This is a genomic window from Acinetobacter sp. YH12254, assembly GCF_013417415.1.
Taxonomy (GTDB): Bacteria; Pseudomonadota; Gammaproteobacteria; order Pseudomonadales; family Moraxellaceae; genus Acinetobacter; species Acinetobacter pseudolwoffii.
On sequence record NZ_VPEB01000001.1, the window covers coordinates 286,793 to 309,286 of the forward strand.

At 45.8% G+C, this 22,494-nt stretch carries 24 protein-coding genes; 14 read left to right on the forward strand and 10 right to left on the reverse strand.

The genetic code is table 11. From position 1 onward, the window contains the following. Positions 1–9: 9 nt before the first annotated feature. Positions 10–2,232 (reverse strand): primosomal protein N', encoded by a 2,223-nt coding sequence (locus FTV29_RS01290; protein WP_180074973.1) that lies wholly within the window; start codon positions 2,230–2,232, stop codon positions 10–12. Positions 2,233–2,382: 150 nt separating this feature from the next. Here FTV29_RS01290 and gspF point away from each other — a divergent pair, with 150 nt between their 5' ends. The 3 genes from gspF (at position 2,383) to FTV29_RS01305 (ending at position 4,722) form a co-directional block, all read left to right on the forward strand. After that, complete coding sequence (gene gspF, locus FTV29_RS01295; RefSeq protein WP_074383949.1) at positions 2,383–3,588, forward strand: type II secretion system inner membrane protein GspF; 1,206 nt, start codon at positions 2,383–2,385, stop codon at positions 3,586–3,588. A gap of 79 nt (positions 3,589–3,667) precedes the next feature. After that, positions 3,668–4,102, forward strand: coding sequence for a type II secretion system major pseudopilin GspG (gene gspG, locus FTV29_RS01300; protein WP_005095357.1), 435 nt, complete (start codon positions 3,668–3,670; stop codon positions 4,100–4,102). A 284-nt stretch (positions 4,103–4,386) separates the two neighbouring features. Then, a complete protein-coding gene (locus FTV29_RS01305; protein WP_100355491.1) occupies positions 4,387–4,722 on the forward strand; it encodes a hypothetical protein in 336 nt (111 codons plus the stop codon). 153 nt (positions 4,723–4,875) lie between these two features. Here the strand turns inward: FTV29_RS01305 and lnt are convergent, their stop codons facing one another. Together lnt and FTV29_RS01315 are read right to left on the reverse strand one after the other, a co-directional pair. Further along, positions 4,876–6,435 (reverse strand): apolipoprotein N-acyltransferase, encoded by a 1,560-nt coding sequence (gene lnt, locus FTV29_RS01310; RefSeq protein WP_159138691.1) that lies wholly within the window; start codon positions 6,433–6,435, stop codon positions 4,876–4,878. Continuing rightward, positions 6,432–7,271, reverse strand: coding sequence for an HlyC/CorC family transporter (locus FTV29_RS01315; RefSeq protein ID WP_005095361.1), 840 nt, complete (start codon positions 7,269–7,271; stop codon positions 6,432–6,434). The genes lnt and FTV29_RS01315 overlap by 4 nt, the downstream gene beginning before the upstream one ends. 202 nt (positions 7,272–7,473) lie before the next feature. Between FTV29_RS01315 and tusA the strand changes: the two genes are divergently transcribed. Further along, positions 7,474–7,734 carry a sulfurtransferase TusA gene (gene tusA / locus FTV29_RS01320; protein ID WP_100329307.1) on the forward strand — a complete coding sequence of 87 codons (261 nt, stop codon included), beginning with the start codon at positions 7,474–7,476 and terminating at the stop codon, positions 7,732–7,734. Positions 7,735–7,982: 248 nt separating this feature from the next. Here tusA and FTV29_RS01325 read toward each other — a convergent pair whose 3' ends face one another. After that, positions 7,983–9,695, reverse strand: coding sequence for an electron transfer flavoprotein-ubiquinone oxidoreductase (locus FTV29_RS01325; protein WP_005095364.1), 1,713 nt, complete (start codon positions 9,693–9,695; stop codon positions 7,983–7,985). A 186-nt stretch (positions 9,696–9,881) separates the two neighbouring features. On the opposite strand from FTV29_RS01325, the gene FTV29_RS01330 reads away from it, so the two are divergent. The 5 genes from FTV29_RS01330 (at position 9,882) to FTV29_RS01350 (ending at position 14,307) form a co-directional block, all read left to right on the forward strand. Beyond that, a complete protein-coding gene (locus tag FTV29_RS01330) occupies positions 9,882–10,493 on the forward strand; it encodes a DUF1285 domain-containing protein (protein WP_005095365.1) in 612 nt (203 codons plus the stop codon). Positions 10,494–10,541: 48 nt separating this feature from the next. Next, complete coding sequence (gene murI, locus FTV29_RS01335) at positions 10,542–11,414, forward strand: glutamate racemase (protein WP_180074974.1); 873 nt, start codon at positions 10,542–10,544, stop codon at positions 11,412–11,414. 118 nt (positions 11,415–11,532) lie between these two features. Next, positions 11,533–12,561 (forward strand): DUF4062 domain-containing protein, encoded by a 1,029-nt coding sequence (locus FTV29_RS01340; protein WP_005095369.1) that lies wholly within the window; start codon positions 11,533–11,535, stop codon positions 12,559–12,561. 65 nt (positions 12,562–12,626) lie between these two features. Continuing rightward, positions 12,627–13,640 carry a ferrochelatase gene (gene hemH, locus FTV29_RS01345; protein ID WP_180074975.1) on the forward strand — a complete coding sequence of 338 codons (1,014 nt, stop codon included), beginning with the start codon at positions 12,627–12,629 and terminating at the stop codon, positions 13,638–13,640. 22 nt (positions 13,641–13,662) lie between these two features. Further along, positions 13,663–14,307 carry an MBL fold metallo-hydrolase gene (locus FTV29_RS01350; RefSeq protein WP_180001392.1) on the forward strand — a complete coding sequence of 215 codons (645 nt, stop codon included), beginning with the start codon at positions 13,663–13,665 and terminating at the stop codon, positions 14,305–14,307. Positions 14,308–14,345: 38 nt separating this feature from the next. On the opposite strand, the gene FTV29_RS01355 is transcribed toward FTV29_RS01350, so the two are convergent. Together FTV29_RS01355 and FTV29_RS01360 are read right to left on the reverse strand one after the other, a co-directional pair. After that, positions 14,346–14,528, reverse strand: a complete 183-nt coding sequence (locus tag FTV29_RS01355) for a hypothetical protein (RefSeq protein ID WP_005095373.1) — start codon at positions 14,526–14,528, stop codon at positions 14,346–14,348. Positions 14,529–14,702: 174 nt separating this feature from the next. After that, on the reverse strand, positions 14,703–14,876 hold the full coding sequence (locus FTV29_RS01360) for a DNA gyrase inhibitor YacG (protein WP_005095374.1): 174 nt from the start codon (positions 14,874–14,876) through the stop codon (positions 14,703–14,705). Between the two features lie 85 nt (positions 14,877–14,961). On the opposite strand from FTV29_RS01360, the gene FTV29_RS01365 reads away from it, so the two are divergent. Both FTV29_RS01365 and FTV29_RS01370 read left to right on the forward strand, forming a co-directional pair. Then, positions 14,962–15,606: an SAM-dependent methyltransferase gene (locus tag FTV29_RS01365; protein ID WP_171063366.1), complete on the forward strand. Its 645-nt coding sequence runs from the start codon at positions 14,962–14,964 to the stop codon at positions 15,604–15,606. 4 nt (positions 15,607–15,610) lie between these two features. After that, entirely contained in the window at positions 15,611–16,810 is a 1,200-nt protein-coding gene (locus tag FTV29_RS01370) for a TIGR03862 family flavoprotein (RefSeq protein ID WP_159138694.1), read from the forward strand. Between the two features lie 157 nt (positions 16,811–16,967). Here the strand turns inward: FTV29_RS01370 and FTV29_RS01375 are convergent, their stop codons facing one another. Both FTV29_RS01375 and FTV29_RS01380 read right to left on the reverse strand, forming a co-directional pair. Continuing rightward, positions 16,968–17,549, reverse strand: coding sequence for a hypothetical protein (locus FTV29_RS01375; protein ID WP_159138695.1), 582 nt, complete (start codon positions 17,547–17,549; stop codon positions 16,968–16,970). Positions 17,550–17,564: 15 nt separating this feature from the next. Further along, the gene (locus FTV29_RS01380; protein WP_074383957.1) at positions 17,565–18,341 is read right to left on the reverse strand and encodes a class I SAM-dependent methyltransferase; all 777 of its coding nucleotides are present in this window, start codon (positions 18,339–18,341) and stop codon (positions 17,565–17,567) included. Between the two features lie 113 nt (positions 18,342–18,454). On the opposite strand from FTV29_RS01380, the gene FTV29_RS01385 reads away from it, so the two are divergent. From FTV29_RS01385 to FTV29_RS01395, 3 genes are all read left to right on the forward strand, one after another. Beyond that, on the forward strand, positions 18,455–19,726 hold the full coding sequence (locus tag FTV29_RS01385; protein WP_159138696.1) for a hypothetical protein: 1,272 nt from the start codon (positions 18,455–18,457) through the stop codon (positions 19,724–19,726). Between the two features lie 126 nt (positions 19,727–19,852). Beyond that, the gene (locus FTV29_RS01390) at positions 19,853–20,050 is read left to right on the forward strand and encodes a hypothetical protein (protein WP_005172920.1); all 198 of its coding nucleotides are present in this window, start codon (positions 19,853–19,855) and stop codon (positions 20,048–20,050) included. A gap of 89 nt (positions 20,051–20,139) precedes the next feature. Then, entirely contained in the window at positions 20,140–21,093 is a 954-nt protein-coding gene (locus FTV29_RS01395) for a 2-hydroxyacid dehydrogenase (protein WP_159138697.1), read from the forward strand. Between the two features lie 70 nt (positions 21,094–21,163). Here FTV29_RS01395 and FTV29_RS01400 read toward each other — a convergent pair whose 3' ends face one another. Together FTV29_RS01400 and FTV29_RS01405 are read right to left on the reverse strand one after the other, a co-directional pair. Further along, on the reverse strand, positions 21,164–21,658 hold the full coding sequence (locus FTV29_RS01400) for a hypothetical protein (RefSeq protein WP_159138698.1): 495 nt from the start codon (positions 21,656–21,658) through the stop codon (positions 21,164–21,166). A 226-nt stretch (positions 21,659–21,884) separates the two neighbouring features. Then, positions 21,885–22,274 (reverse strand): hypothetical protein, encoded by a 390-nt coding sequence (locus FTV29_RS01405; RefSeq protein WP_005095392.1) that lies wholly within the window; start codon positions 22,272–22,274, stop codon positions 21,885–21,887. Positions 22,275–22,494 lie beyond the last annotated feature (220 nt).

Sequence of the window (22,494 nt, forward strand, 5' to 3'; positions counted from 1 at the left end):
GCAATTCTCTTAGCTGAGTTCTTGCGGGTCAATGTCCAGCGTCAGCTTCATGCTGGAAGGTTTGTCCTGCAGCATATTCTGCCACCAGCTGCGCACATAGTAATGCAAACGTGGACGATCTGCTGACAAAAGCACCATATGCGACTGATAGCGCCCAGCCTTACGTTCCATCGGCGCAGGAATGGGCCCCCAGATGTCCAGCGCCAGATCAGGATATTGCCTGAGGAATGCCGCATGTTTCTGTAAGAATTCGGTGTTTTGTGCCTGATCCTTGGATTCGCAGCGAATCAGGATGGCATAACGATAAGGCGGCATCTGGGCAATTTGCCGTTCCTTTAAGGTCTGCTGGGCAAACACACGATAATTTTCATTGACCAAGGTATTCAGCAGGGCATGATCCGGTCTGAGCGTCTGCAAATAGACATCGCCTTTGTGTTCACCACGTCCAGCCCGGCCTGCGACCTGAACGATCAGTTGTGCGGTACGTTCGGTGGCACGGAAATCCACACTGAGCAGACCGGAATCAATATCCAGAATCGCCACCAGCGTCACATAAGGAAAATGATGCCCTTTGGCCAGCATCTGGGTGCCGAGCAGAATCGCGGGTTCACTTTTTTGAATCTTGTCATAGATTTTTTGCCAGCTACCCACCCGGCTGGTGGAATCGCGATCGACCCGAATCACTTCATGATCTGGAAAAAGTTCATTCAGATGTTCTTCGACCTTGCCAGTGCCCATACCCAGTGTGACCAGTTCCTGATGCTGACACTGCGGACAGTGCTCCGGCATTCGGTGAATGGTGCCACAGTGATGGCAATGCAGATGCTGATAAGGCTGGCGATGCACAGTAAAATTGGCATCGCAGTGCGGACATTGTGCCTGCCAGCCACAACTGCCACAAAGCAGGACGGGGGCATAGCCACGGCGGTTTAAAAAGATCAGTACCTGTTCTTTTTTCTCCAGACGCTTTTTGATGTCCTGAATCAGTTGCAGACTGATGCCATGCTTTTTCTGTGCCACCTTTAAATCCAGAATATGGATTTTCGGCATTAAGGCTGTGCCGGCACGTTGATTCAGCTCCAGCACCTGCATTTTGCCATGTTCAACCAGCGCATAACTGTCGATACTTGGTGTCGCTGATCCCAGCAGCACTGGACATTGCTGTAAATGGCCGCGGTACAGCGCCACATCGCGGGCATGATAGCGGAAACCTTCCTGCTGCTTAAAAGACAAATCATGTTCTTCATCCAGAATGATCAGACCCAAATTCGGTATGGGGGTATAGATGGCGGAACGTGTGCCGAGGATGATTGAAGCTTTGCCAGTCTCTGCTGCCTGCCAGGCTTGCAGACGTTTTGTATCATTTAGGCCTGAATGCAATAGCGCGATATGACACTGAAAACGCGACTGGAAACGGCTAATCGTTTGCGGGGTCAGACCAATTTCCGGCACCAGCACCAAAACCTGCTTGCCCTGTTTCAGCACCTGTTGCATGATTTGTAGATAGACTTCGGTTTTACCACTGCCGGTCAGACCATCCAGTAAAAAAGCCTGATATTGATTGCGATACTTTAATACCTGATCAATGGCATGTTTCTGTTCAGGATTAGCGGTCAGCGGCATTTGCGCCAATTGCATCGGCTGTGGACTGAAATCTTGTGGCTCCAGCACACAGATACAAATCTCTTTTTTCTCCAGTGCTTTTAAGGTCGCAGTTTCAATTCCGGCCAAATTCAATACATTTTCAGTGGTGCCAACCGGATGCAGTTTTAAAATCCGGTAGGCTTCCTGCTGCTTTTCCGAACGGCGTATTTTAGCTTCAGCATCAGGGTTCAGAAGTTTCCAGGTGCGGGCCAGCAGGTTATAAGGCTTACCTTGGCGTAACAGCGTTGGCAGGGCACTGTGCACCACTTCACCCATCGGAAACTGATAATACTGTGCCGACCATGTCAACAAACTTAAAACTTTAGGGTCTATGATGGCACGTTCATCCAGCAATTCAGTGACGGGCTTGAGTTTAAAACGTGGGTCGACCGGAGTATCTGCGGAGAGCTTTTCGATAATCACCCCAACCAGATTCTGTCGTCCAAAAGATACCAATACGCGTGCGCCGACCTGGGCCTGCTCAAATTGTTCTGCATTCATACTGTAATCAAAACAATCGAATACATGCACAGGTACAGCAACGCGTACGCGACAAAGTGGACTAGAATCGGTATGAGAATTTTGCATGTCTGGTGCTGGATATCCTGAAGAAATTTCGTCGTGCTTAAAGTTCGATTATGGTAGAGTGAGCAGATAATTTATATCAAAGAATATGAATGATTTCGGTGGTCTGACGCAACAGCGTTAAGCAAAATTTTGGAAAATTAGAGCATTACAATGCCTGCATATCAGTTTATTGCGCTTGATGCTTCAGGAAAGCAGCAAAAAGGCGTGCTGGAGGGGGATTCTGCACGTCAGATCCGGCAACAGTTAAGGGATAAAGCACTTATTCCGGTCTCTGTTGATCCTGTCGAGAAAAAAGACAAACATGATCGGCGGAAATGGTTTGAAAAAAGCATTACCGCTTATGATCTGGCCTTAATGACCCGGCAATTATCTGTCCTGGTCGCCGCCGCGATTCCGCTGGAAGAAGCCATCCGCGCCGTCGGCAAGCAAAGCGAAAAAGTACATGTACAAAATCTGCTGATGTCGGTGCGTTCCAAGGTTCTGGAGGGGCATAGTCTGGCGCAGGGTCTGCAACAGTCCGGGCGGTTTCCAGAATTGTATATTGCCACCATTGCGGCCGGTGAACGTTCCGGGCATCTGGATCTGATTCTGGATCAATTGGCTGACTATACCGAAAACCGTTTTGCCATGCAGAAAAAAATTCAAGGCGCGATGGTCTATCCAATTATTCTGATGCTGATGTCTTTTGCCATCGTGATGGGGCTGATGACTTATGTGGTGCCAGATATCGTCAAGACTTTTGATCAAAGCAAAGATGCCTTACCGTGGATTACGGTCGCCTTGATGAAAGCCAGTGATTTTATTCGTATTGCGTGGCCATTTCTCTTGGTTGGCGGTTTCTTGGGCATCTCCCTGCTGATACGATTCTTAAGAACCACAGCCGGGCATTATGCCTTCGACCGTTTAACCCTGAAACTGCCTTTATTTGGAAAATTATCACGCGGGATTAATGCCGCACGTTTTGCCAGTACCTTATCCATTTTGACCCAGTCAGGCGTGCCTCTGGTCGATGCCCTACGGATTGGCGCTGCAGTCAGTAATAACTGGGTGATTCGTGATGCGGTCAATCTGGCAGCGGAAAAAGTCACCGAAGGCGGCAACCTGGCAACCCAGCTGGAGCGCAGTGGTTATTTTCCGCCGATGATGGTACAAATGATCAAAAGTGGCGAAGCCTCGGGCGAACTGGATCGCATGCTGGAGCGTGCATCACAGATGCAGGATCGGGAAGTCACCACGCTGATTTCGACTTTACTGGCCTTATTGGAACCTTTAATGCTGGTGCTAATGGCCAGTATTGTTTTGGTCATTGTGATTGCGGTGATGCTGCCAATCGTCAATATGAATAATATGATTTAAACAGAATCAAGTTAAAATTCCTGTGGTATTAAAATTAAATTGAATGTTGTGAATGATGCAAATGAATGAGAGAGATTGAATGAAAAGGAATCAATTAAATAAACAGACGGGCTTTACCTTAATCGAAGTGATGGTGGTGATTGTGATTCTCGGTGTGCTTGCTGCACTGATTGTACCGAACGTGATGGGACGCGGTGAAAAGGCCAAAGTGGATACCACTGTGATCAAGTTACAGAGTATTGCTGGTTCACTGGACCAATATAAGCTGGACAATGGCAAATATCCAAGCATGCAGGAAGGTGGTCTGGATGCACTGGTGAATCAGCCAGCGACTGCGAAAAACTGGTTGCCGGGCGGCTATGTCAAGGGCGGCTATCCTAAAGACAGTTGGGATAATGATCTGCAATATGTGATGCCGGGCACAAATGGTCGTACTTTTGATCTGTATTCATTCGGTGCAGATGGTCAGTCGGGTGGTGAAGGCACCGATGCTGATATTTATTATCAGCCTTGATTGAGAATCAATATAAACTCTCAATAGATGGAATATATCACTTCACTTAATAGATGTTTTCAATACTAAGTGAAGTGATAATAACTCTTAATTATAAATTATAATCTAAGTTTTTGATATTTATTGTAATTAATTAATAATTTGTATATGCGAGTTATAATAAGAATTATTCCCATATTTATCTATTACAATTATCGTAAAATATGAATAAATATAGACTTTCTATTTACTCAAAAAGGCTCATAATGATCTGAACGGCACTTGACGAGCCAACGGAGAAGAATATGAAAGCATTAATCTTAGGGGATGAGATAAACCAATTTCATTGGTCGATGCTGAAATCTATTCTTTTGGTTTTAAGCATGTTACCGATTAGTCAGGGCATTCTGCATTTATGGCAGACTACCGAGGGTAGCAGCCAGATTATGGTAGGTTTTTTTGCCATCAGTTTGATGAGTTCATTATTTGCATTGTGTTTCTGGTCGGCATTGAAAGCCTCGGTATTGCAATTAAAACAACGGCAGATGTCTGTATTCGAAAATATGATGGTGCAAACTTACCGCTATCTTCCAATGTTATCCCTCGCCAGTATGATTTCTTATCTAGCAGTTCAGTTCTAAAATTTGAAATATAAAAAACCGAGGCATTGACCTCGGTTTTTTATTGCCTTGAGTGTCCGTCCCTTTCGTAAAGGGAGCTTAGGAGAGATTGATAAGATGTTATATCTAGTAATCCCCCTAAATCCCCTTTTGTAAAAGAGGGACTTGAAGAAATTATCTTCTCGACTTAAAGCTGACATCCACTTTACGGGGACGGAAGCGCCATCCCAAGAGCAAAAGTAAAACTGAAAAGATCATCACCGGCCAATCACTCAGTTTCATATAAGGTGTTTCGCCTTGCATGGCTGGAAGTTCACCCCGCAGTACCGCTTCCTGATCCATCGGGGCTTTTTTCACAATATGGCCATTGTGGTCAATAAAGGCGGTCACGCCGGTATTGGTGGCACGGATAAACCAGCGGCCATTTTCCTTGGCGCGCATTTGTACCATTTGTAGATGCTGCAAAGGTCCTGCCGTGCCGGTAAACCAGGCATCGTTCGAGACCGTAACTAAAAAGTCACTTTGACTGGCATTGCGGCGTGTCAGGTTTGGATAAGCAACCTCATAACAAATTGCGGAACCTAAAGGATGGTTTTTCACATTCAAGGGCTTTTGATTGTCCGCCCCACGGGTAAAGCCGCTCATAGAGGGATCATTCTGTAGACCTGGCAATACCCAGCTTAACCAGCCTGACAGCGGAATATATTCACCAAAGGGCACCAGGCGCTGCTTTTTATACAAACCCTCCGACTCATCACCCGTGGCCATAATGCTGTTGTAATATTTCGGATAACCCGCAGCTTGTGATTCTGGTAAGTCCCAATACGGAATGCCGGTGACCCATGCAGTACCGGATTTTTCAGCCTGTACTTTCATCGCTTCGAGAAAAGCTTCAATATCGGTCTGGAACATCGGAATCGAGGACTCTGGCCAGACAATCAGGTCACGGCCCCATTCGGTCTTGCTCAGATTGGCATAAATCAATAAAGTTTTTACCTGATATTCAGTCAGCCATTTCAGATCTTGCGGAATATTGCCCTGAATCAGAGAAACCGTAAGCGGCTTTTCATTCTTTGGTTGCACAAAACTCAATTGAGCCGCGCCCCAGGCACCGAATAGTAAAATTGCAGCAGGAACCGCCCAGAACAGACGTCGGTTCAGAATTTCGACCAGTGTACAGGCCAGAATAATCACGACAAAAGATACCCCAAACACCCCAAACAGAGGTGCATAGGCATCTAGGTAGCGTTCGGTAAAGGCATAGCCGGCAAACAACCACGGGAAACCGGTAAAGACCCAGGTTTTAGACCATTCAAACAGAACCCAAAGCGGGGCAAAGGTCAGAGGGGTTTCCGGGAAAAAGCGGCGATAGACAAAGGTTTGAACGGCGCTAAACAGGCCCATCACCAGTGCCATGATCAAGATCATTACAACACTGAGAAATGCACTGGTATCGCCGTAGACATGAATTGAGGTATACAGCCAGAATGCGCCCACAAACCATAGGCCAATTCCATAGGCCCAGCCAATTCCAAAGGCCTGTTTGGCACTACGTCCACGCAGGCAGGCATAGAGTAGTGCCGGAGACAGGATGGCCAGCCACCAGTAATGATAGGGAGCCAATGCCAAACTGAAGATAGCACCTGCAAATAAGGCAATTAAAACAGGATAGATCAGCGGCAACGGTTTTTGCTGTTGATCAGAACTCAACAGCTTGTCGAAATACGCTCTCATTGGCGCACGGCTCGAATTAGGTGAATAGAGCGTGAATCTGCTTCAAGAATGGTAAATTGCCAGTTTTCCAGTTCAATGGTCTGGCCTTCAAGATCGTTCACCAGACCAATTTCCTGTAATAACAAGCCACCCATGGTTTCCACTTCATCGTCAGAAAAATTCGCATCCAGCATATTATTGAAATGCTCAATCGGGGTCAGAGCTTGTACTATCCAGGTATTGGCGGTGTTTGGATCGTTATCCGGAACAATGAATTGTGCCTCTTCATCGGCATTGTCATGTTCATCTTCAATTTCACCAACAATTTCTTCCAGAATATCTTCCAGCGTGACCAGACCCGAGGTGGTGCCGTATTCATCAATCACCACGGCAATATGGGTCTGGGTGTTTTTCAGCATCCGCAGCACCTGATCGGAACGGGCGCTCTCTGGTACAAATAAGGGTTGACGCATCAGTGCGCGAATATCGACTTTGGAGGTTGGTTCGGTCAGAAAAGGCAATAAATCCTTGGCCAATAGAATGCCGACCACATTATCGGTTTGATCGGAGGAAAAGACCGGAAAACGCGAATGCGCAGATTCGACCAACACATGCAGGATATCCAGCAGTTGGTCATCTTCCTGTAAGCTGATCATCGACGTGCGAGGCGTCATGACTTCGCGAATTTTGGTTGCCGGAAGGTCAAGTACACCTTCAAGCATGGCAACAGTATCGGGTTCTAAAAATCGACGTGAATCTTGTACTAATTTTAGCAGTTCGTCGCGAGTTTCGGGTGCAGTTCCCAGCCATTTACGTAAGCCGCGCATACCCCACGACGGGCCTGATTCCTCGTGCATGATTTTTCCTGAAGACTCTTAATATCTAAAAAAACGTGGTTTTATCATACCGCAGAAAATACGCTTGTCTATTGTAAATATGATGTGCAGGCATGATCGTATCAGTCAGGGCTGCGTTTAGTCGTGTGTACTTTGGCAAAGCCGCAATGCCCGAGCGGGATTATGCTAAAATATTTTCAGTCTTCCACTCTTGAGTCTATCGATGCCCCCAACTGAAATTATCCCAAGCCTGCAATTAAATACCCGAGGTTTACGCTGTCCTGAGCCAGTCATGATGTTGCATCAGGCCATTCGTAAATCTAAAGCCGGTGATGTGGTTGAGGTGTTTGCTACCGATAATTCAACCTCTTGGGATATTCCAAAATTTTGCATGCACTTGGGACATGAATTGCTGTTGCAGGAAGAGTGTCTGGATGAAAACGGCAATAAAGAATTTCATTATCTGGTGAAAAAGGGCGGCTAAATTGGCCGAATTTTTTTTGAAATTTATGATCTGATAAGAGTTCCTATTCGATCTTAAAAATAATATTATCGCCATTCTCCAGAAAATAAACCCGCTTTCGAGCGGGTTTATTTTGTTCTCATGAGAGCTTAAATATTCGGATATGAGAACTTGCGGAATATATTCCTCATTCGCAAGATTACCCTAACATTACATGTTAGGGTATGAGCTCGCGCAAGGACTAGCCGAATTACATATTCGGATACTAATTACATGTTAGGGTAATTAGGACCACCGCCACCTTCCGGTGTTACCCAGGTGATGTTCTGAGATGGGTCTTTAATGTCACAGGTCTTGCAGTGTACACAGTTGGCTGCATTGATCTGGAAACGTTTTGAACCGTCATTATTTTCCATGATTTCATAGACACCCGCCGGGCAGTAACGCTGCGCCGGTTCATCCCATTTAGGCAGGTTTACTTCAACCGGAATAGAGGCATCGGTCAGCTTTAAATGCGCAGGCTGGTTTTCTTCATGCACGGTATTCGATACAAATACAGAAGATAAACGGTCAAAAGTCAGCTTGCCATCCGGTTTTGGATAGTTTGGCTTGAAGCTTTCAGCGGCTTGGGTTTTCAGTGCAGCATGGTCTTGCACCAGATCATGCAGGGTAAATGGTACTTTGAACACGTTCTGGTCGATAAAGTTAAATGCACCACCCATCCATTGACCGAACTTGTGCATCGCCGGGCCAAAGTTACGTGAATTGTATAACTCTTCTTTGAGCCAGCTGTTGTTGAACTTGTCGGTATAAGCGGTGAGTTCCTTAACAAAGAAATCGTCACCCTCAACCACACGTGCAATAGCCAGATCACCGCCTTTTTCCACACCAGCCGCAATCGCTTCAAATACCGCTTCACCGCAGAGCATGCCGGATTTCATTGCGGTATGTGAGCCTTTGATTTTGGCAAAGTTCAGGAAGCCGGCATCATCACCAATGAGTGAGCCACCCGGGAAAGTGAACTTCGGTAACGAGTTAAAGCCACCTTTGGTCACGGCACGGGCGCCATAAGAAATACGCTTGCCGCCTTCTAAATACTGCTTGATTAAAGGGTGGGTTTTCCAGCGCTGCATTTCCATGAATGGATACATATGCGGGTTGGTGTAGGACAGATCCACGATCATACCCAAAGTCACCTGATTGTTTTCAGCGTGATACAGCCACCAGCCGCCTGAAGAACCGGTTTCATTCAATGGCCAGCCGGCGCCGTGCATCACCAGACCCGGTTTGTGCTTGGCAGGATCAATCTCCCAGAGTTCTTTAATGCCGATCCCGTAATGCTGTGGATCTGCATCTTTGGCCAGATTGAATTGTTCAATCAGACGTTTACCGAGGTGACCACGACAGCCTTCAGCAAAAATCGTATATTTGGCATGCAGTTCATAACCCGGAGTAAAGTTATGCGTCGGTTCGCCATCTTTACCAATGCCCATGTCACCGGTCTGGATGCCTTTTACCGTACCATCTGCATGATACAGAATGTCTGAGGCGGCAAAGCCCGGGAAGATTGAAACTTCCAGTTCTTCTGCTTTTTGGCCTAACCAGCGCACCACATTGCCGAGCGAGATGACGTAGTTGCCATCATTGTGCATGGTTTTTGGCACCATCCAGTGTGGTGCTTCTTGTGATTTTTCATCTGAAAGCAGGAAGAAGGTTTTATCTTCAGTCACCGGCACATTGAGCGGCGCGCCTTGTTCTTTCCAGTCCGGGAACAATTCATTGATGGCACGCGGTTCTAGCACAGCACCAGACAGAATATGTGCGCCAACTTCGGAGCCTTTTTCTACGACACAAACGGACAAATCATTTAAGTTGTTTTCAATTGCAAGTTGACGGATTTTGATCGCAGCAGATAGACCCGCAGGGCCTGCGCCGACGATGACGACGTCAAACTCCATCGATTCACGTTCGATGTGTTCCATGTAGGACTCCTCATATTACTATTCGGTGGCAACCATAATCGGATGATTGGGTGCTGCCATAAGTGTTCTTGGTTCCTAGACACAAAAATACTGGTGTCTTTGATAATCTGGGCTAGTATAGTTTTAAACCGAGTTTTAGCCAATTGGCTGAAACATATTATTTTTCCGTCATTAAGGTCTTCTTTTATGGATAAGCCAGTACCCAGCAAACATCTGACGAAAAAAGTAACTTCTCCTGATGATAAAAATTTAATGGATATCGCGCAATACTTAAAAGATGCACAGGGCGGTCACAAAAGGTCAATTCCTCCTTTGGAGCAATGGCAGCCAAAGCATTGTGGCACAATGGATCTGAAGGTTTTGGCCAATGGAGAATGGTGGCACGAAGGTCAATTGATCAAACGCCAAGCCATGATTGACCTGTTTGCAACCGTCCTTTGGAAAGAGCAGGGAAAATTCTACCTAAAAACACCGGTAGAAATGATTGAAATTGAAGTGGAAGATGAACCTTTATTGGTCAATCAGGTCGATCAGGTCGAGATTAATGGACTGAGCTATTTGCAACTGGGCACCACAACCCAAGACCTGATTATTGTGGATGCTGAACATCCGATCTTTATGCGTGAATATAAAGATGAGTTGCGACCTTATGTGCATGTACGTTTTGGAATCAATGCCCTGATCCAGCGTGCCGCATTTTTGCATCTGGTCGAGATGGGAGAGCTTGATGAAAATCCGGCAGGTGAAGCCGTTTTAAGTTTGAAAAGTGGCGATTTAGACTTGCATTTGAGCACCTGAGGTTTAAGCTTGGTCGCTAGAGTTTTTGACACCGCAATTCAGACCGTTATGAGCGCCATTCAACCCATTTCCCCGCTATTAGACCCGATGCCCAACGCAACAGCAGATGCACCGATTGGTATTTTTGACTCGGGCGTAGGCGGCTTGTCGGTGGCTCTGGAAATTGCCCGCCATCTGCCGAATGAACGCTTTGTCTATTATGCCGATACTGCACATGTGCCTTATGGCCCGAGAGATGATCAGGAAATCCGTAGCCTGACTGCTCAGGCGATTGAATGGCTGTATCGTCAGGGCTGTAAAGTGGCAGTCGTGGCTTGTAATACGGCCTCTGCCTTTAGTCTGGATTATTTGCGTGACTATTATGGCGAGAACTTTCCAATTATCGGTTTGGTGCCAGCACTTAAACCTGCAGTCTTGAATACCCAGTCGAAAACAGTTGCGGTCTTGGCAACACCGGCCACTTTTCGCGGGCAACTGATTAAAGATGTGATCTCCCGTTTTGCCGAACCCGCTCAGGTTAAAGTCCTGCCTGTGACCAGTCTAGAACTGGTACCTTTTGTTGAGGCTGGAGAGCAGATGAGTGAAGCCTGTTTACAGATATTAATAGGGATTTTACAACCAGTTGTGGATCAAGGCGCTGATTATTTAGTACTGGGATGTACGCATTACCCCTTCCTAAAAGCGTCAATTCAGTATATTTTTGGTCAAAAGCTGACATTAATTGACTCAGGATTCGCAGTTGCGAGACAAACGGCCCGAATTTTAATTAAAAATGAGTTATTATTTGAGCATGAGCGTAAAGAAAGCGTGAAAATTGAATTGGTGGTGAGTGGGCAGAATGCTGAACAGCTCCGGCCGGTTTTGCAGCACCTGATTCCTGCCGGTTTAAAATGGCAGATCAGTAATATGAGTGCAGTTTAAAACTCATTTTTATAATTTTAAAAGAACGATATTTTTTCATTTTGGGGTGGTCATATTGTGTCAAAATGCATGAATTCATGCATTTTTTATGCAAATGTACAGGAGAAGAGGATAGCCCATGCTGGATAAACGATACCAAGTGTTCATCTCAACCTCTGGGGCAGAAATGCAGCCGGAACGTATCATTTTGTCTCAAACATTAGTGGGTATGGGGTTCTTCTCTTGGGGACTGGAACAGCGTACGCCGCTGAATACTGCTTTTTCACGCCGCCAGATTGATGATTGTGACTATGTAGTGATTTTGCTAGGTAGTCAGTATGGGGAACAGTCTGTCTCGGGTGTCGGTTATATGCACCTCGAATACATCTATGCAGTGACCAAGCAAAAACCGATTATTGTGTTTATGCATGACGATCCGGCATCACGTGAAAGCTCATTACATGATACCAAGCCGGAATTACGGGAAAAGTTTAAGGAATTTCGTCAATTACTGCAGCAGGAAGTAGACCAGGTCTTTACTTATCGCAGCTTGCGCGATCTGGAAATGGCAGTACGTTTTAATATGCCGCAAATGCTGGAGCGTTATCCGGTGACCGGATGGGTGCGTCCGCAAAATACCCAGGCGCTGCATGACGAGATTGATCAGCTCAAGGCTAAAGTGAGCCAACTGGAGCGTGATGGTGGAACGGCGGAAATAGATCCGTTCCTGAGCCTGCCTAAAGTATCCATGCATGAAGTCTTTTCTTTTGAATACCGGATGCAGGCTTATCAGGATGGAAACTTTAAGGAAATTAAAGTTCAGAAGAAGCTGACTTGGGCGCAATTATTGGCCCTGCTGGGCTCTACCTTTGTGAACCCGACACCGGAAGAGTTTTTCTCCAAGCGGATGAATGAATATTTAAATGAAAACGGTCTGGAAGATGCACGGGCAGAAATGCCACGTGCACATGCCGTGGCTCGTGCCCAGATGAATATTCGTGCCTTGCATAGCTTGAAAATTCAGATGCGCCAGAATGACTGGATTGTGCCATCAGGTCGGGATGACCGCCAGCGCATGCTCTGGCAGATTACGCCGAAAGCTCAAAAATTACTGGACAGCAGTTTGCTGGATTTAGATCGTACTTTTCAATCTAAGTCAGTGTATTAATCCATATAGAGAATCAATCAAAAACTGTTAAAGTACAGGGGTTGATACCATGACGGATAAACTGAATGTCTTCTCCTGCTAAAGCTAAAGTGACGATTATATTGGCCAACTTGGGTACGCCAGATGCGCCCACGATTCCAGCAGTACGCCGTTTCCTGAAGCAGTTTTTGTCTGATCAGCGGGTGATTGAAATTCCGAAACCCATTTGGCAAATAATCCTGCGTTTATTCATTTTGCCATTTCGGCCTAAGCGGGTTTCACAGGCCTATGCACAGGTCTGGGGAGAGGATTCACCGATGCGTGAAATCCTGTTGCAGCAGGTCAATGCAGTCAAAACCCATTTGACCCCGCTCTATCCGCAGTTTGAGTTGAATGTGGTGCCAGCAATGACTTATGGCAATCCGAATATTCAGCAGGTTTTGGCCAGAGTGTCTGAACAGCCGCAGGACCATGTGATCTTATTTCCACTATTTCCCCAATATTCTGCTACTTCGACTGCACCTCTCTATGATGCCCTGGCAAAATGGGTGGTGAAGCAACGCAATTTGCCTGGTTTGAGCATCATTCGGGATTATTATCAACATCCTTTATTTATTCAGGCTCTGGCGCAAAGCGTGCGTGACTATCAGGTAGTGCATGGTCAGCCGGAAAAACTGTTAATGTCTTTTCATGGTATTCCGCAGCCTTATGCCGACAAAGGCGATCCTTATGCCGATCGTTGTCGTATTACCGGACAACTGGTTGCACAGGCGTTAGGTCTGAGTGCAGAGCAATATGCGATTAGCTTTCAGTCACGTTTTGGCAAACAGGAATGGATTAAGCCCTATACCGATGTTGTGCTGGAAGACTGGGCCAAACAGGGGGTGAAATCCGTGCAGGTGATGAGCCCGGCATTCTCGGCTGACTGTCTGGAAACGCTTGAGGAACTGGCCATAGAAAATGCCGAAACTTTTAAATCTCTGGGGGGAGGCAGTTATCGTTATATTCCTGCTTTAAATAGCCGTGAAGATCATTTGCGATTGCTGAACAGTTTGCTACAGGCTAATCTGGATGCATTGACACAAACGCTTGCTCATTAATTTTTCCGAGGTTTTTTGCCCTATGTTACAAGTCAAAATTGTTCCGGTTACTGCTTTTCAGCAAAACTGTTCGATCATTTGGGATACGGACACGAAAGAAGCCATTTTGATTGATGCAGGGGGCGAAGCTGAAAAACTCAAAGCTGAGGTCGAAGCTCTGGGCTTAACCGTGAAAGCTTTATGGCTGACCCATGGACATCTGGATCATGCAGGTGCAGTAGGCGCCTTGAAAAAGGCCTGGAATGTACCAGTAATTGGGCCACATAAGGAAGATGCTTTCTGGCTGGACATGATTCAAGAGGTTTCAGCGCGTTATGGTTTTCCGATTCCAGAAAAAGTTGAAGTGACACAATGGCTGGAAGGGGGGGAAATACTGAAGCTCGGTAATGAAGAATTTGAAGTGCGTTTCGCGCCAGGGCATACCCCGGGCCATGTGATGTTTTATAATAGCAATCATGCCCTGTTATGGACGGGCGATGTGCTGTTTAAAGGCTCGATTGGCCGTACGGATTTCCCGCGTGGCGATCATCAGCAGCTCTTGGATTCAATTCAGCGTGAATGTTTTAGCCTGCCGGATGAAACCCAGTTTATTTCAGGACATGGACCGATCAGCACCATTGGTTTTGAAAAGCAGCATAATCCCTTTGTTGCAGGCAAAGCGGGTTAAATATCGACGTGAATAAAAGACCAAGTATCCTTGGTCTTTTATTTTGAAAATGGATCACTGCTAAATTGACGAGTTTGCATGTGAATTAGCCAGGCCATAAAAGCAAAAAGTACACCCAGTACAATAAATAAGCTATCTTGTTGGAAAATACCGACTCCCAGAGAGAGAAGTGCCAGTAGACCCACCCCAACTAATATGACTTTTAAAATAATATAGCTCATATTATTGCTCTAAAAATAATGTGAAGATTTAGAGTAGAACAATAATGCTAAGGCACGATGAATGGTGTTAATTCGTGTTGGCTTTTCAGGGTGATTTTATAAACTTTATGTGATTTTTGGCTAATTTTCTACATAGTCTTCAGTTCAGAAATGTTTTTTTACTGTACAGAACTTCTAATCCTCAGAAGTGTCCGCCTGCGGTGCATCTTGAGTGGGCAAGCTATATTCTTCATTGGCCCATGCGCCCAGGTCAATCATCTTGCAGCGTTCTGAACAGAAAGGACGGAAATCATTCTCTTCCCAGGTCGTCAGTTTGCCACAGCGCGGACAGTTTAAAGTAGTGGGCATGAGATCAACTCCAAAGAAAAATAAAGCTTCGATTAGGCAAATATAGCCGCACTTGGTAGACTTATGCGGTTTTTATTAGTTTGATCTGATTATGCCGATTCGTCAATTTCAAGCACAGCGTATGCATGCACCCCGTGATTTTCAAAGCATCAGTCCTGAAGCGGTCTGCATCGAAGTCGGGGCGGGTAAAGGCAAACATGCTTTGTTATTTACCAAAACCCACCCCGATACTCAACTGATTGCGATTGAACGTACCCGCGAAAAATTCCTGGCCATGCAAAAACAGCACGGGATTGAAGGTCAGGCCAATTTACAGACCGTTCATGCCGATGCTTTGCCGTGGATCGTGCATGCATTGTATCCAGAGCAGGTAGAACAATTCTTTATTTTGTATCCAAATCCGGAACCGCATAATCCGGCGCAGCGCTGGGTCAATATGCCATTTTTTGAGTTTTTACTTTCCCGTTTAAAGACGGGTGGAACCATTACACTGGCCAGTAATATTCCTGCCTATATCGAAGAAGCAGAACAGCAGGCAGAACAACTGTGGAAATTACCTTTTATTAAAGAAGTTATTGCCCAGGATTCAGCACGCACCCATTTTGAAATTAAATATCTGGAACGTGGGGAATTGTGTCAGCAACTTATTATTACTAAACCTGAAGCTTATGTGACACGGTTTGATGATTTCCAGCCTTTGCAAGGGCAGAATGCTAGCATCGCGGAATAATCAGATGAGCAAACGTATTGCCATTGTTGGCGCTGGCCCTGCCGGGTTAATGGCCGCAGAAGTCCTTAGTCAGTTTGATTATGAGCTGCACGTCTATGAGCAAAAACCGTCTGCTGCACGTAAATTTTTGATGGCAGGCAAAACCGGCCTGAATATCTCTCATGCGGAACCGGTTGAGCAATTTGTGCAGCGTTATGATCAGGTGGACTGGTTGTCGCCATGGGTCAAACAGTGGGATGCTGTCTGGATTCAAAACTGGATGCAGGAACTCGGCATTGAGCCTTATATTGGTTCATCCGGTCGGGTATTTCCCACAGAGATGAAAGCTGCTCCCTTGCTGCGTGCCTGGCTCAAGCGCTTGGCCAGTCATGGCATCCAGTTTCATTACCGGCATAAAGTCAGCCGCCTGCATCAACAACAGCTTGAGCTGCACGATCTAAAAAATAATGAACTTCGCACTGAAAAATTTGATGCGATTATTTTGGCCTGTGGCGCAATATCCTGGTCAGAACTGGGCAGTGACGGCGCATGGCAAGCCTGGTTAAAACCCGATGAGATTGAAGTTTTTCAGGCCAGTAATGCCGGGGTGGAATATCCATGGTCCAAGTTCATGCAGCCAGTCTTTGGTCAGCCTTTAAAGCGTGTAGAAGCCTGGGTCGGGCAAGGTGAAAAAACCATGGGTGACATTGTGATCAGTCATTATGGGCTAGAAAGTGGTTTGATTTATAAGCAGGGAAGAGGTTTAGGCGAACAGCTAAAACAAAGTCAGCAAATGCAACTGAGTCTGGATTTATTTCCTGACCAAAGTGTGGGGCAATTGGCGAAAAAATTACAGCCGACTAAGAAGCAGTCTTTAAGCAATGTTTGGCGTAAAGCCGGATTGGATGGTGCCAAAGCGGCTTTGGTGCGTGAACTGGTGGCCAAGACTTGGTGGCAAGATGCTGCTGAATTAGCCAAGCAGATAAAACATTTGACCATTCCACTTACAGGCTTTCGTCCGATTGAAGAAGCGATTAGCTGTGCAGGTGGGGTCAAGCGTGAAGTGCTGTCGGAACAGCTCCAACTTAAATCCAATCCGTATGTATTTCTTTGTGGGGAAATGCTGGACTGGGATGCACCGACTGGAGGTTATCTGCTGACAGCCTGTTTTGCTACAGGCCGGGCGGCAGGTCAAGGGGTGCATCAGTTCCTAGAGGCCAGCTAAGTCATTTTATGCTGAGGGAGAAAAAGCCCTTATTCTGAAATGCAGACCAAGCCTGGACAGTATCATGCTTATTCAAGGTGCCTGTATGCACCCGTTGAGCTTAGATGTTCGCTGTGTATTTTAGTCAAGCTGGGTGCAAGCAATGAGCTCCATGGAATTAATTGGCTGGGCGGGCAGGTGCTGTGTTGGCATTCAGATCCGGATATTGCGAACGCCAGCGTTCTAGTTGCTCTTGCGCATGCAGATATTTCCCTAAACCTTTGACACTTTCACTGGCCTCATTCACTGTTTTGGTTTGAGTCTCAGGACTATTTACCAATTTGTCCTGATGTTGCCAATATTGATACATCATGCCCTGAATATAACGGCCCTGTTCGGTTTTCAGTTCTAAATCCTTCAGCATATTCAGGGCTGACTGTACATGATCGCGCTGGCGTTGCTGAATAAACTCCGGACTCAAGCTATCTTCATCACGCATGCTGTTTAATTCTTTTTCCAGCTCCGCACTCATTTCCTGAAAACGTTGCTCATAATCGGTCAGTACTGCAATATCATGTGGATCCTCAGTGGTTTTGGGGAAGTCTTTCAGCGGCTCGGTTTTCAGTTCCTGCATCACCTGATCTGAAGCCGTACTGTCTGCAGCCGGTTCGGTACTTTCTGATGTTTTCTGGTCACATGCCATGAGCAGCATGACTGCTGCAAACAGGGCAGTGCGTGTCATTCCTGATATTTTATGCATGATTGACTCCTGTTTTTAATTAGTTTTTTTAAATACGTATATATGAGTAATATAAGGAAAATCAATCATTTCCTCTATACCTTTGGCTGTATAGTCCCAGATAATCTGTTCAAACTGTTGTTTGAGCTGTGCTTGCCGGGATGCTGGCATGGCTGCAATAAAGCTGGTCGAGAGTAGCCGTTTTGATACCACCTGCTCCACACTGCCCTGTTGTTGCCGAGTCATGCTGATTTCTGCATACGGCTGAAACAGGGTTTGTTGTTCAAATACCTTGCGCCACGCTCCGCTATGATAACGCGGGGTATCACCTTCTAATGGGGCGATACACTCTGCCAGTGCCTGAACCCAGGCTACCCGGGTATCCCGCTGATTCCAGACCAGAACCAGATAAGCATCGGGTTTGAGGACTCGGTTGAGTTCCTGTAAGGTCTCTGCATTCGCAAACCAGTGAAATGACTGTGCACAAAATACCGCATTCAGGCTATGATCAGGCAAGGGGAGTTGATGGCTCAGGCCTTCAACAGCCTCAATGTCCGGATGGGCCAGTTTTAATTGTGCCAGCATTTCCGCAACCGGATCGACAGCGATGATGTTTTTACTGAGCGGGCGTAAATAAGGAATAAACTTGCCGGTCCCACTGCCCAAATCCAAAAGACGCGCATCGACAGGCAAAGTCAAAGTATCGGCCAGCCACTGACTGATCTCTGCCGGATAATCGGGACGCACTTGCTGATACAGCTCGGCAGATGCACTAAAACCCCGTTTTGCTGCCGGATGTAATGATTGTGTCATATTTTGCGCTTTTTAATCTTTTTGATCGATATAAAATAGCATATTCACTTTTTTGACAGCATTCATTGATTGAATTGTTGTGGAAGGGTTCGATTTACCAGCACGGGAAAGTTATGGACAAGCAGATTGTTTTTGAAGATGAGCATATACGCGCGATTTTTATGCCGGGGTCATCTTCAGAATTGATTTTTTCATTTGGCGATTTGATTACCCGTGCCAAGGGCCTCAACATCAATGCAGAAAAGTCGCTACAGAAATTTGAATTCAATGTTCTGGGTATTATGCCCAAGCACAAATCCTGGTTCCCGCAAGGTTCCATGTGGAACATGTTAGAGGCAGTGGCTGAACTGATTGCGCCGTTTCAGCAGCGGGTTGCCTATGGCGGCTCGATGGGTGGCTATGCCGCGATCAAGTATTCCTGCGCCTTAGGCGTGCAGCGCGTGGTGGCGATGGTGCCGCAATATTCGATCAATCCGGATGATGTACACGATGCCCGCTACAATATGTTCTATCAACCAGAGCTGAATGCAGGAATGCGGGTTGAAGCCGAAGATATCGATAGCACGTGCGAATATATTATTGTTTATGATCCGTATTGTGCCGAAGACCGTGCGCATTATCTGAAATTACAGGCCCTGATTCCGCAGCATCATGTGCTGCATTTGCCATTTACCGGACATGATGCCATTGCCGTTCTGGCCAGTTCCGAATTGCTGTATGACTTTTTGGTACATGATTACGAACCGAGTTATTTTTACCAGAAAATGCGTCGGGTCAAGAAAAACAGCAAGTTCTATTATCGCAAAGTCATTGAAAATGTCTTGCCACGCCATCGTATGGCCTTGGGGCGTATCCTGAAAAATAATGATCTGCAACTGGATAATCAGTTTTTTGATGCCAGCCAGAAACAGGTGATCTTAAGAGAATTATTGCGAAATAAACAGGTCGATCAGCATGACCTGCTCAAGCTCGGCATTCATGTCAATTTGCCGCAGGAAAATCGTCAGTTGCTTCTGGATCAATATGGACATGGTCTGGTATTTAATGTCATCAGTCATAAAATCGAAAGTTATGCAGAAGGCGCGATTGCCCTGAACCATAAATTCCTGATTCCGATTTATGCCAAAGGCAATGGCCTATTGAGCATCAGCTTGAATGATGAGCGTTATCTGGTGGTGATGAATGACCGGCATGTCATGAAACTGATCAAGGAGCAGGATGAACTCAGTCTGGGCATGCACCCGATTCTCATGAAACGTTATAGCGATTATTATATGTTCAGCTATAAGCACTTGAATTTAAGTACCAATGAGTATGGCGCTGCGGCCTTTATCGATGAAAGTGACAAAAATACGCAGTTTGTGACGCACAATGAGATAAACTAGCTTTATTTTTTAATAAAAAACAATTACTTGACATGTGATTGGCTAGGCATAATATAGAGATAGGCGGTACAAATAATATCCACCCGTACTGCTCCCGATAGTTGAAACGAACCAGGGGGTCTCTATATGATGCAATCTGCCCAGATGATACAAGTCTGTTTCATGGTCGGTTTAGCGCTGCCCAATCTGGCACATGCAGAAAGTGTACATCCAGCCGTGATTATGATGAGTGCATCGATTATTTTCATGATCATTCTGGCGGTGTATGTGATCTATAAAATCCGGCGTTCATTGCGCAATCATCTCGATAAACCGCTAGATTAAGATTGGCAGAGCGGAAACTGCTTGAAAAGCCTCAATGACTTGTTTTAAATGATAAAGATCAATGGTTCAACAGGATTGAGGGAACAGCCATGAAAGCCGTTTATTTAGACTATGCTTCTCTAGACCAACAGGATTTGGACTTTCAGGCACTGCATGCAGCCTTTGATCCGCTTGTGTTGTATCCAACGACTTCGGCTGCCGAGATTGCTTCCCGCGTGGCCGAGGTTGAGGTCATTATTAGCAATAAAGTACTGATTGATGCTGCGACCATTCAGCAATCTCCTGAACTGAAACTGATCCTGATTTCTGCGACCGGCAGCAATAATGTCGATCTGGCTGCGGCCAAAGCACGCGGCATTGTGGTCTGTAACTGTCAGGCCTATGGTACTTCTGCGGTTGCGCAACATACTTTAATGTTAATGCTCAATCTGGCCACTTCATTTCTGTCTTATCAACGTGCGCTACAACAAGGCCAGTGGCAAAAATCTTCACAATTCTGTTTGCTGGATGCGCCAATTGTCGAGCTGGCCGGAAAAACACTGGGCATTGTCGGTTATGGTGAACTGGGCCATGCGGTGGCGAAACTGGCTGAAGCTTTTGGCATGAAAGTTCTCATTGCGGCGCTGCCAAACCGTCCAGCAGATGCATCCCGTGTACCATTTACCGAGTTGCTTGCTCAAGTTGATTTTCTCAGTCTGCATTGTCCACTTACTGAAGACACTCGACATTTGATCAGTCATGCTGAACTCGAAGCGATGAAGCCAAGCGCATTTTTAATTAACTGTGCGCGTGGTGGTATTGTCGATGAAGCAGCCTTGGCGCAGGCGCTGCGTGAGGGTCAGATTGCTGGTGCAGCGACTGATGTCTTAACGGTGGAGCCACCGAAAGAAGGCAATGTCCTACTCGATGCAACAATCCCAAACCTGATTGTGACGCCGCATAATGCATGGGGCAGTGTTGATGCACGGCAGCGCATTGTGAATCAGATGGTCGAAAATATTGAAGCTTTTAAAAATGGCCAGCCGATACGGCAGGTGAATTGATTTTTAACCCTTCTCTTGAAGTGAATATTTTTTGCTGAAAGATAAATAAAAAGCCCATGACGGGCTTTTCTTATAAATCAGTCACTGCATAACTGGTGGCAGTGCCGGAACCGGATTGAGGCTGCATCTGCGGTGTTGTGGTTTGCTGAGGCGCAGAGGATTCACTCAAAGGCTGTTGCACAATCGGTGCTGCTTGTTGAGGGTTGGCGCGCCACACTTCTTTGGTTTGCTGGATTTTCTGATTGGTTTGTTGGGCTGCTTGCGTAGCTCCCTGATCGACTTTTTGTGCGGTTTCTGAAGCCGCTGCCTTGGTATTTCCCCAAGCACGATCTACACCTGGTTTGACTTTGGCAATGCCTTTTTCAGTCACTTCACCGACTTTTTCTGCGGTATTGATGACGCCTTCCTGAGCTTTATAGGCAAAGACATGCAAAAGATTTGGATTGGTGCCATATGGCGCAATAGGTTTGCTGGTTTGTGCTTCTGATTCGGTTGCAGCTTGTGTCAATACCGGAATGCAGATTAAAAATGCAGTGCCGAGAATAATAGATTTTTTCATCATCATAATGTGATCGACCTCGAAGTAGTCAAATAGCGATCTTTTGTTTGATTTTGAGTGTAGCGGATAATTTCACGAAAACAATGAAGAACTGATGGATTCGCTAGCGCTTCCAAGAAGTACAATTTAGCTTTTTTGTAATGAAAGACGGCGCGGTGAGATATGAAACCGGTTTTTATTTATTTTAGATAAAGAATTGCCCCATTTTCTGAATAAAAACAGGGCAGGATGCTTAGTCACATTGAGTTAATGCATCTTTGGCAAAGTGATGGCGGAGTGAAATAAAGTTTTTTTGTACATTTTTGGCATGTAGATCAAACTTTTGTGCAGTGCTGGTGCCGTCGCGCTGGAAAGTTGCTGAACCTGCATCCATCAGGGTAAGGCCTTTAAATGACCATTGTTCAACGACACGGTTATTGCCAAGATCGCCGGTAAATTCAATCACGCATTTGTCGAGGAACTTGGTCAGTTTTGCCTTGTTGTTGGTGGTTTCTGGAGATACTTCGAGGTTTTGTACTTCCTGTAAGACGCCAACTTCAAGCTGCGGGATTTTTGGTGCAGATGTACAAGCTGTAACTGCGATACTCGCAAGACCCGTCAAAATAAGAGCTTTAAATTTCATATGATTCTTTCTTGTTGAGTGTTGTTAGGTTGAGTATAGGCAATTCAGATGAAATTGCCTATGATTTGAAAACTAATTTTAAAGAATACTCTACCCGTATAGATATAAGTATGGATCATCTACTAGACTCATCTACTAGACTCTTTAGATCAAATAGAAAATTTAGAAAATCAGCTGCGTAATTATATTAATTGTGGAGTTCTTCATTACCAATTATTAA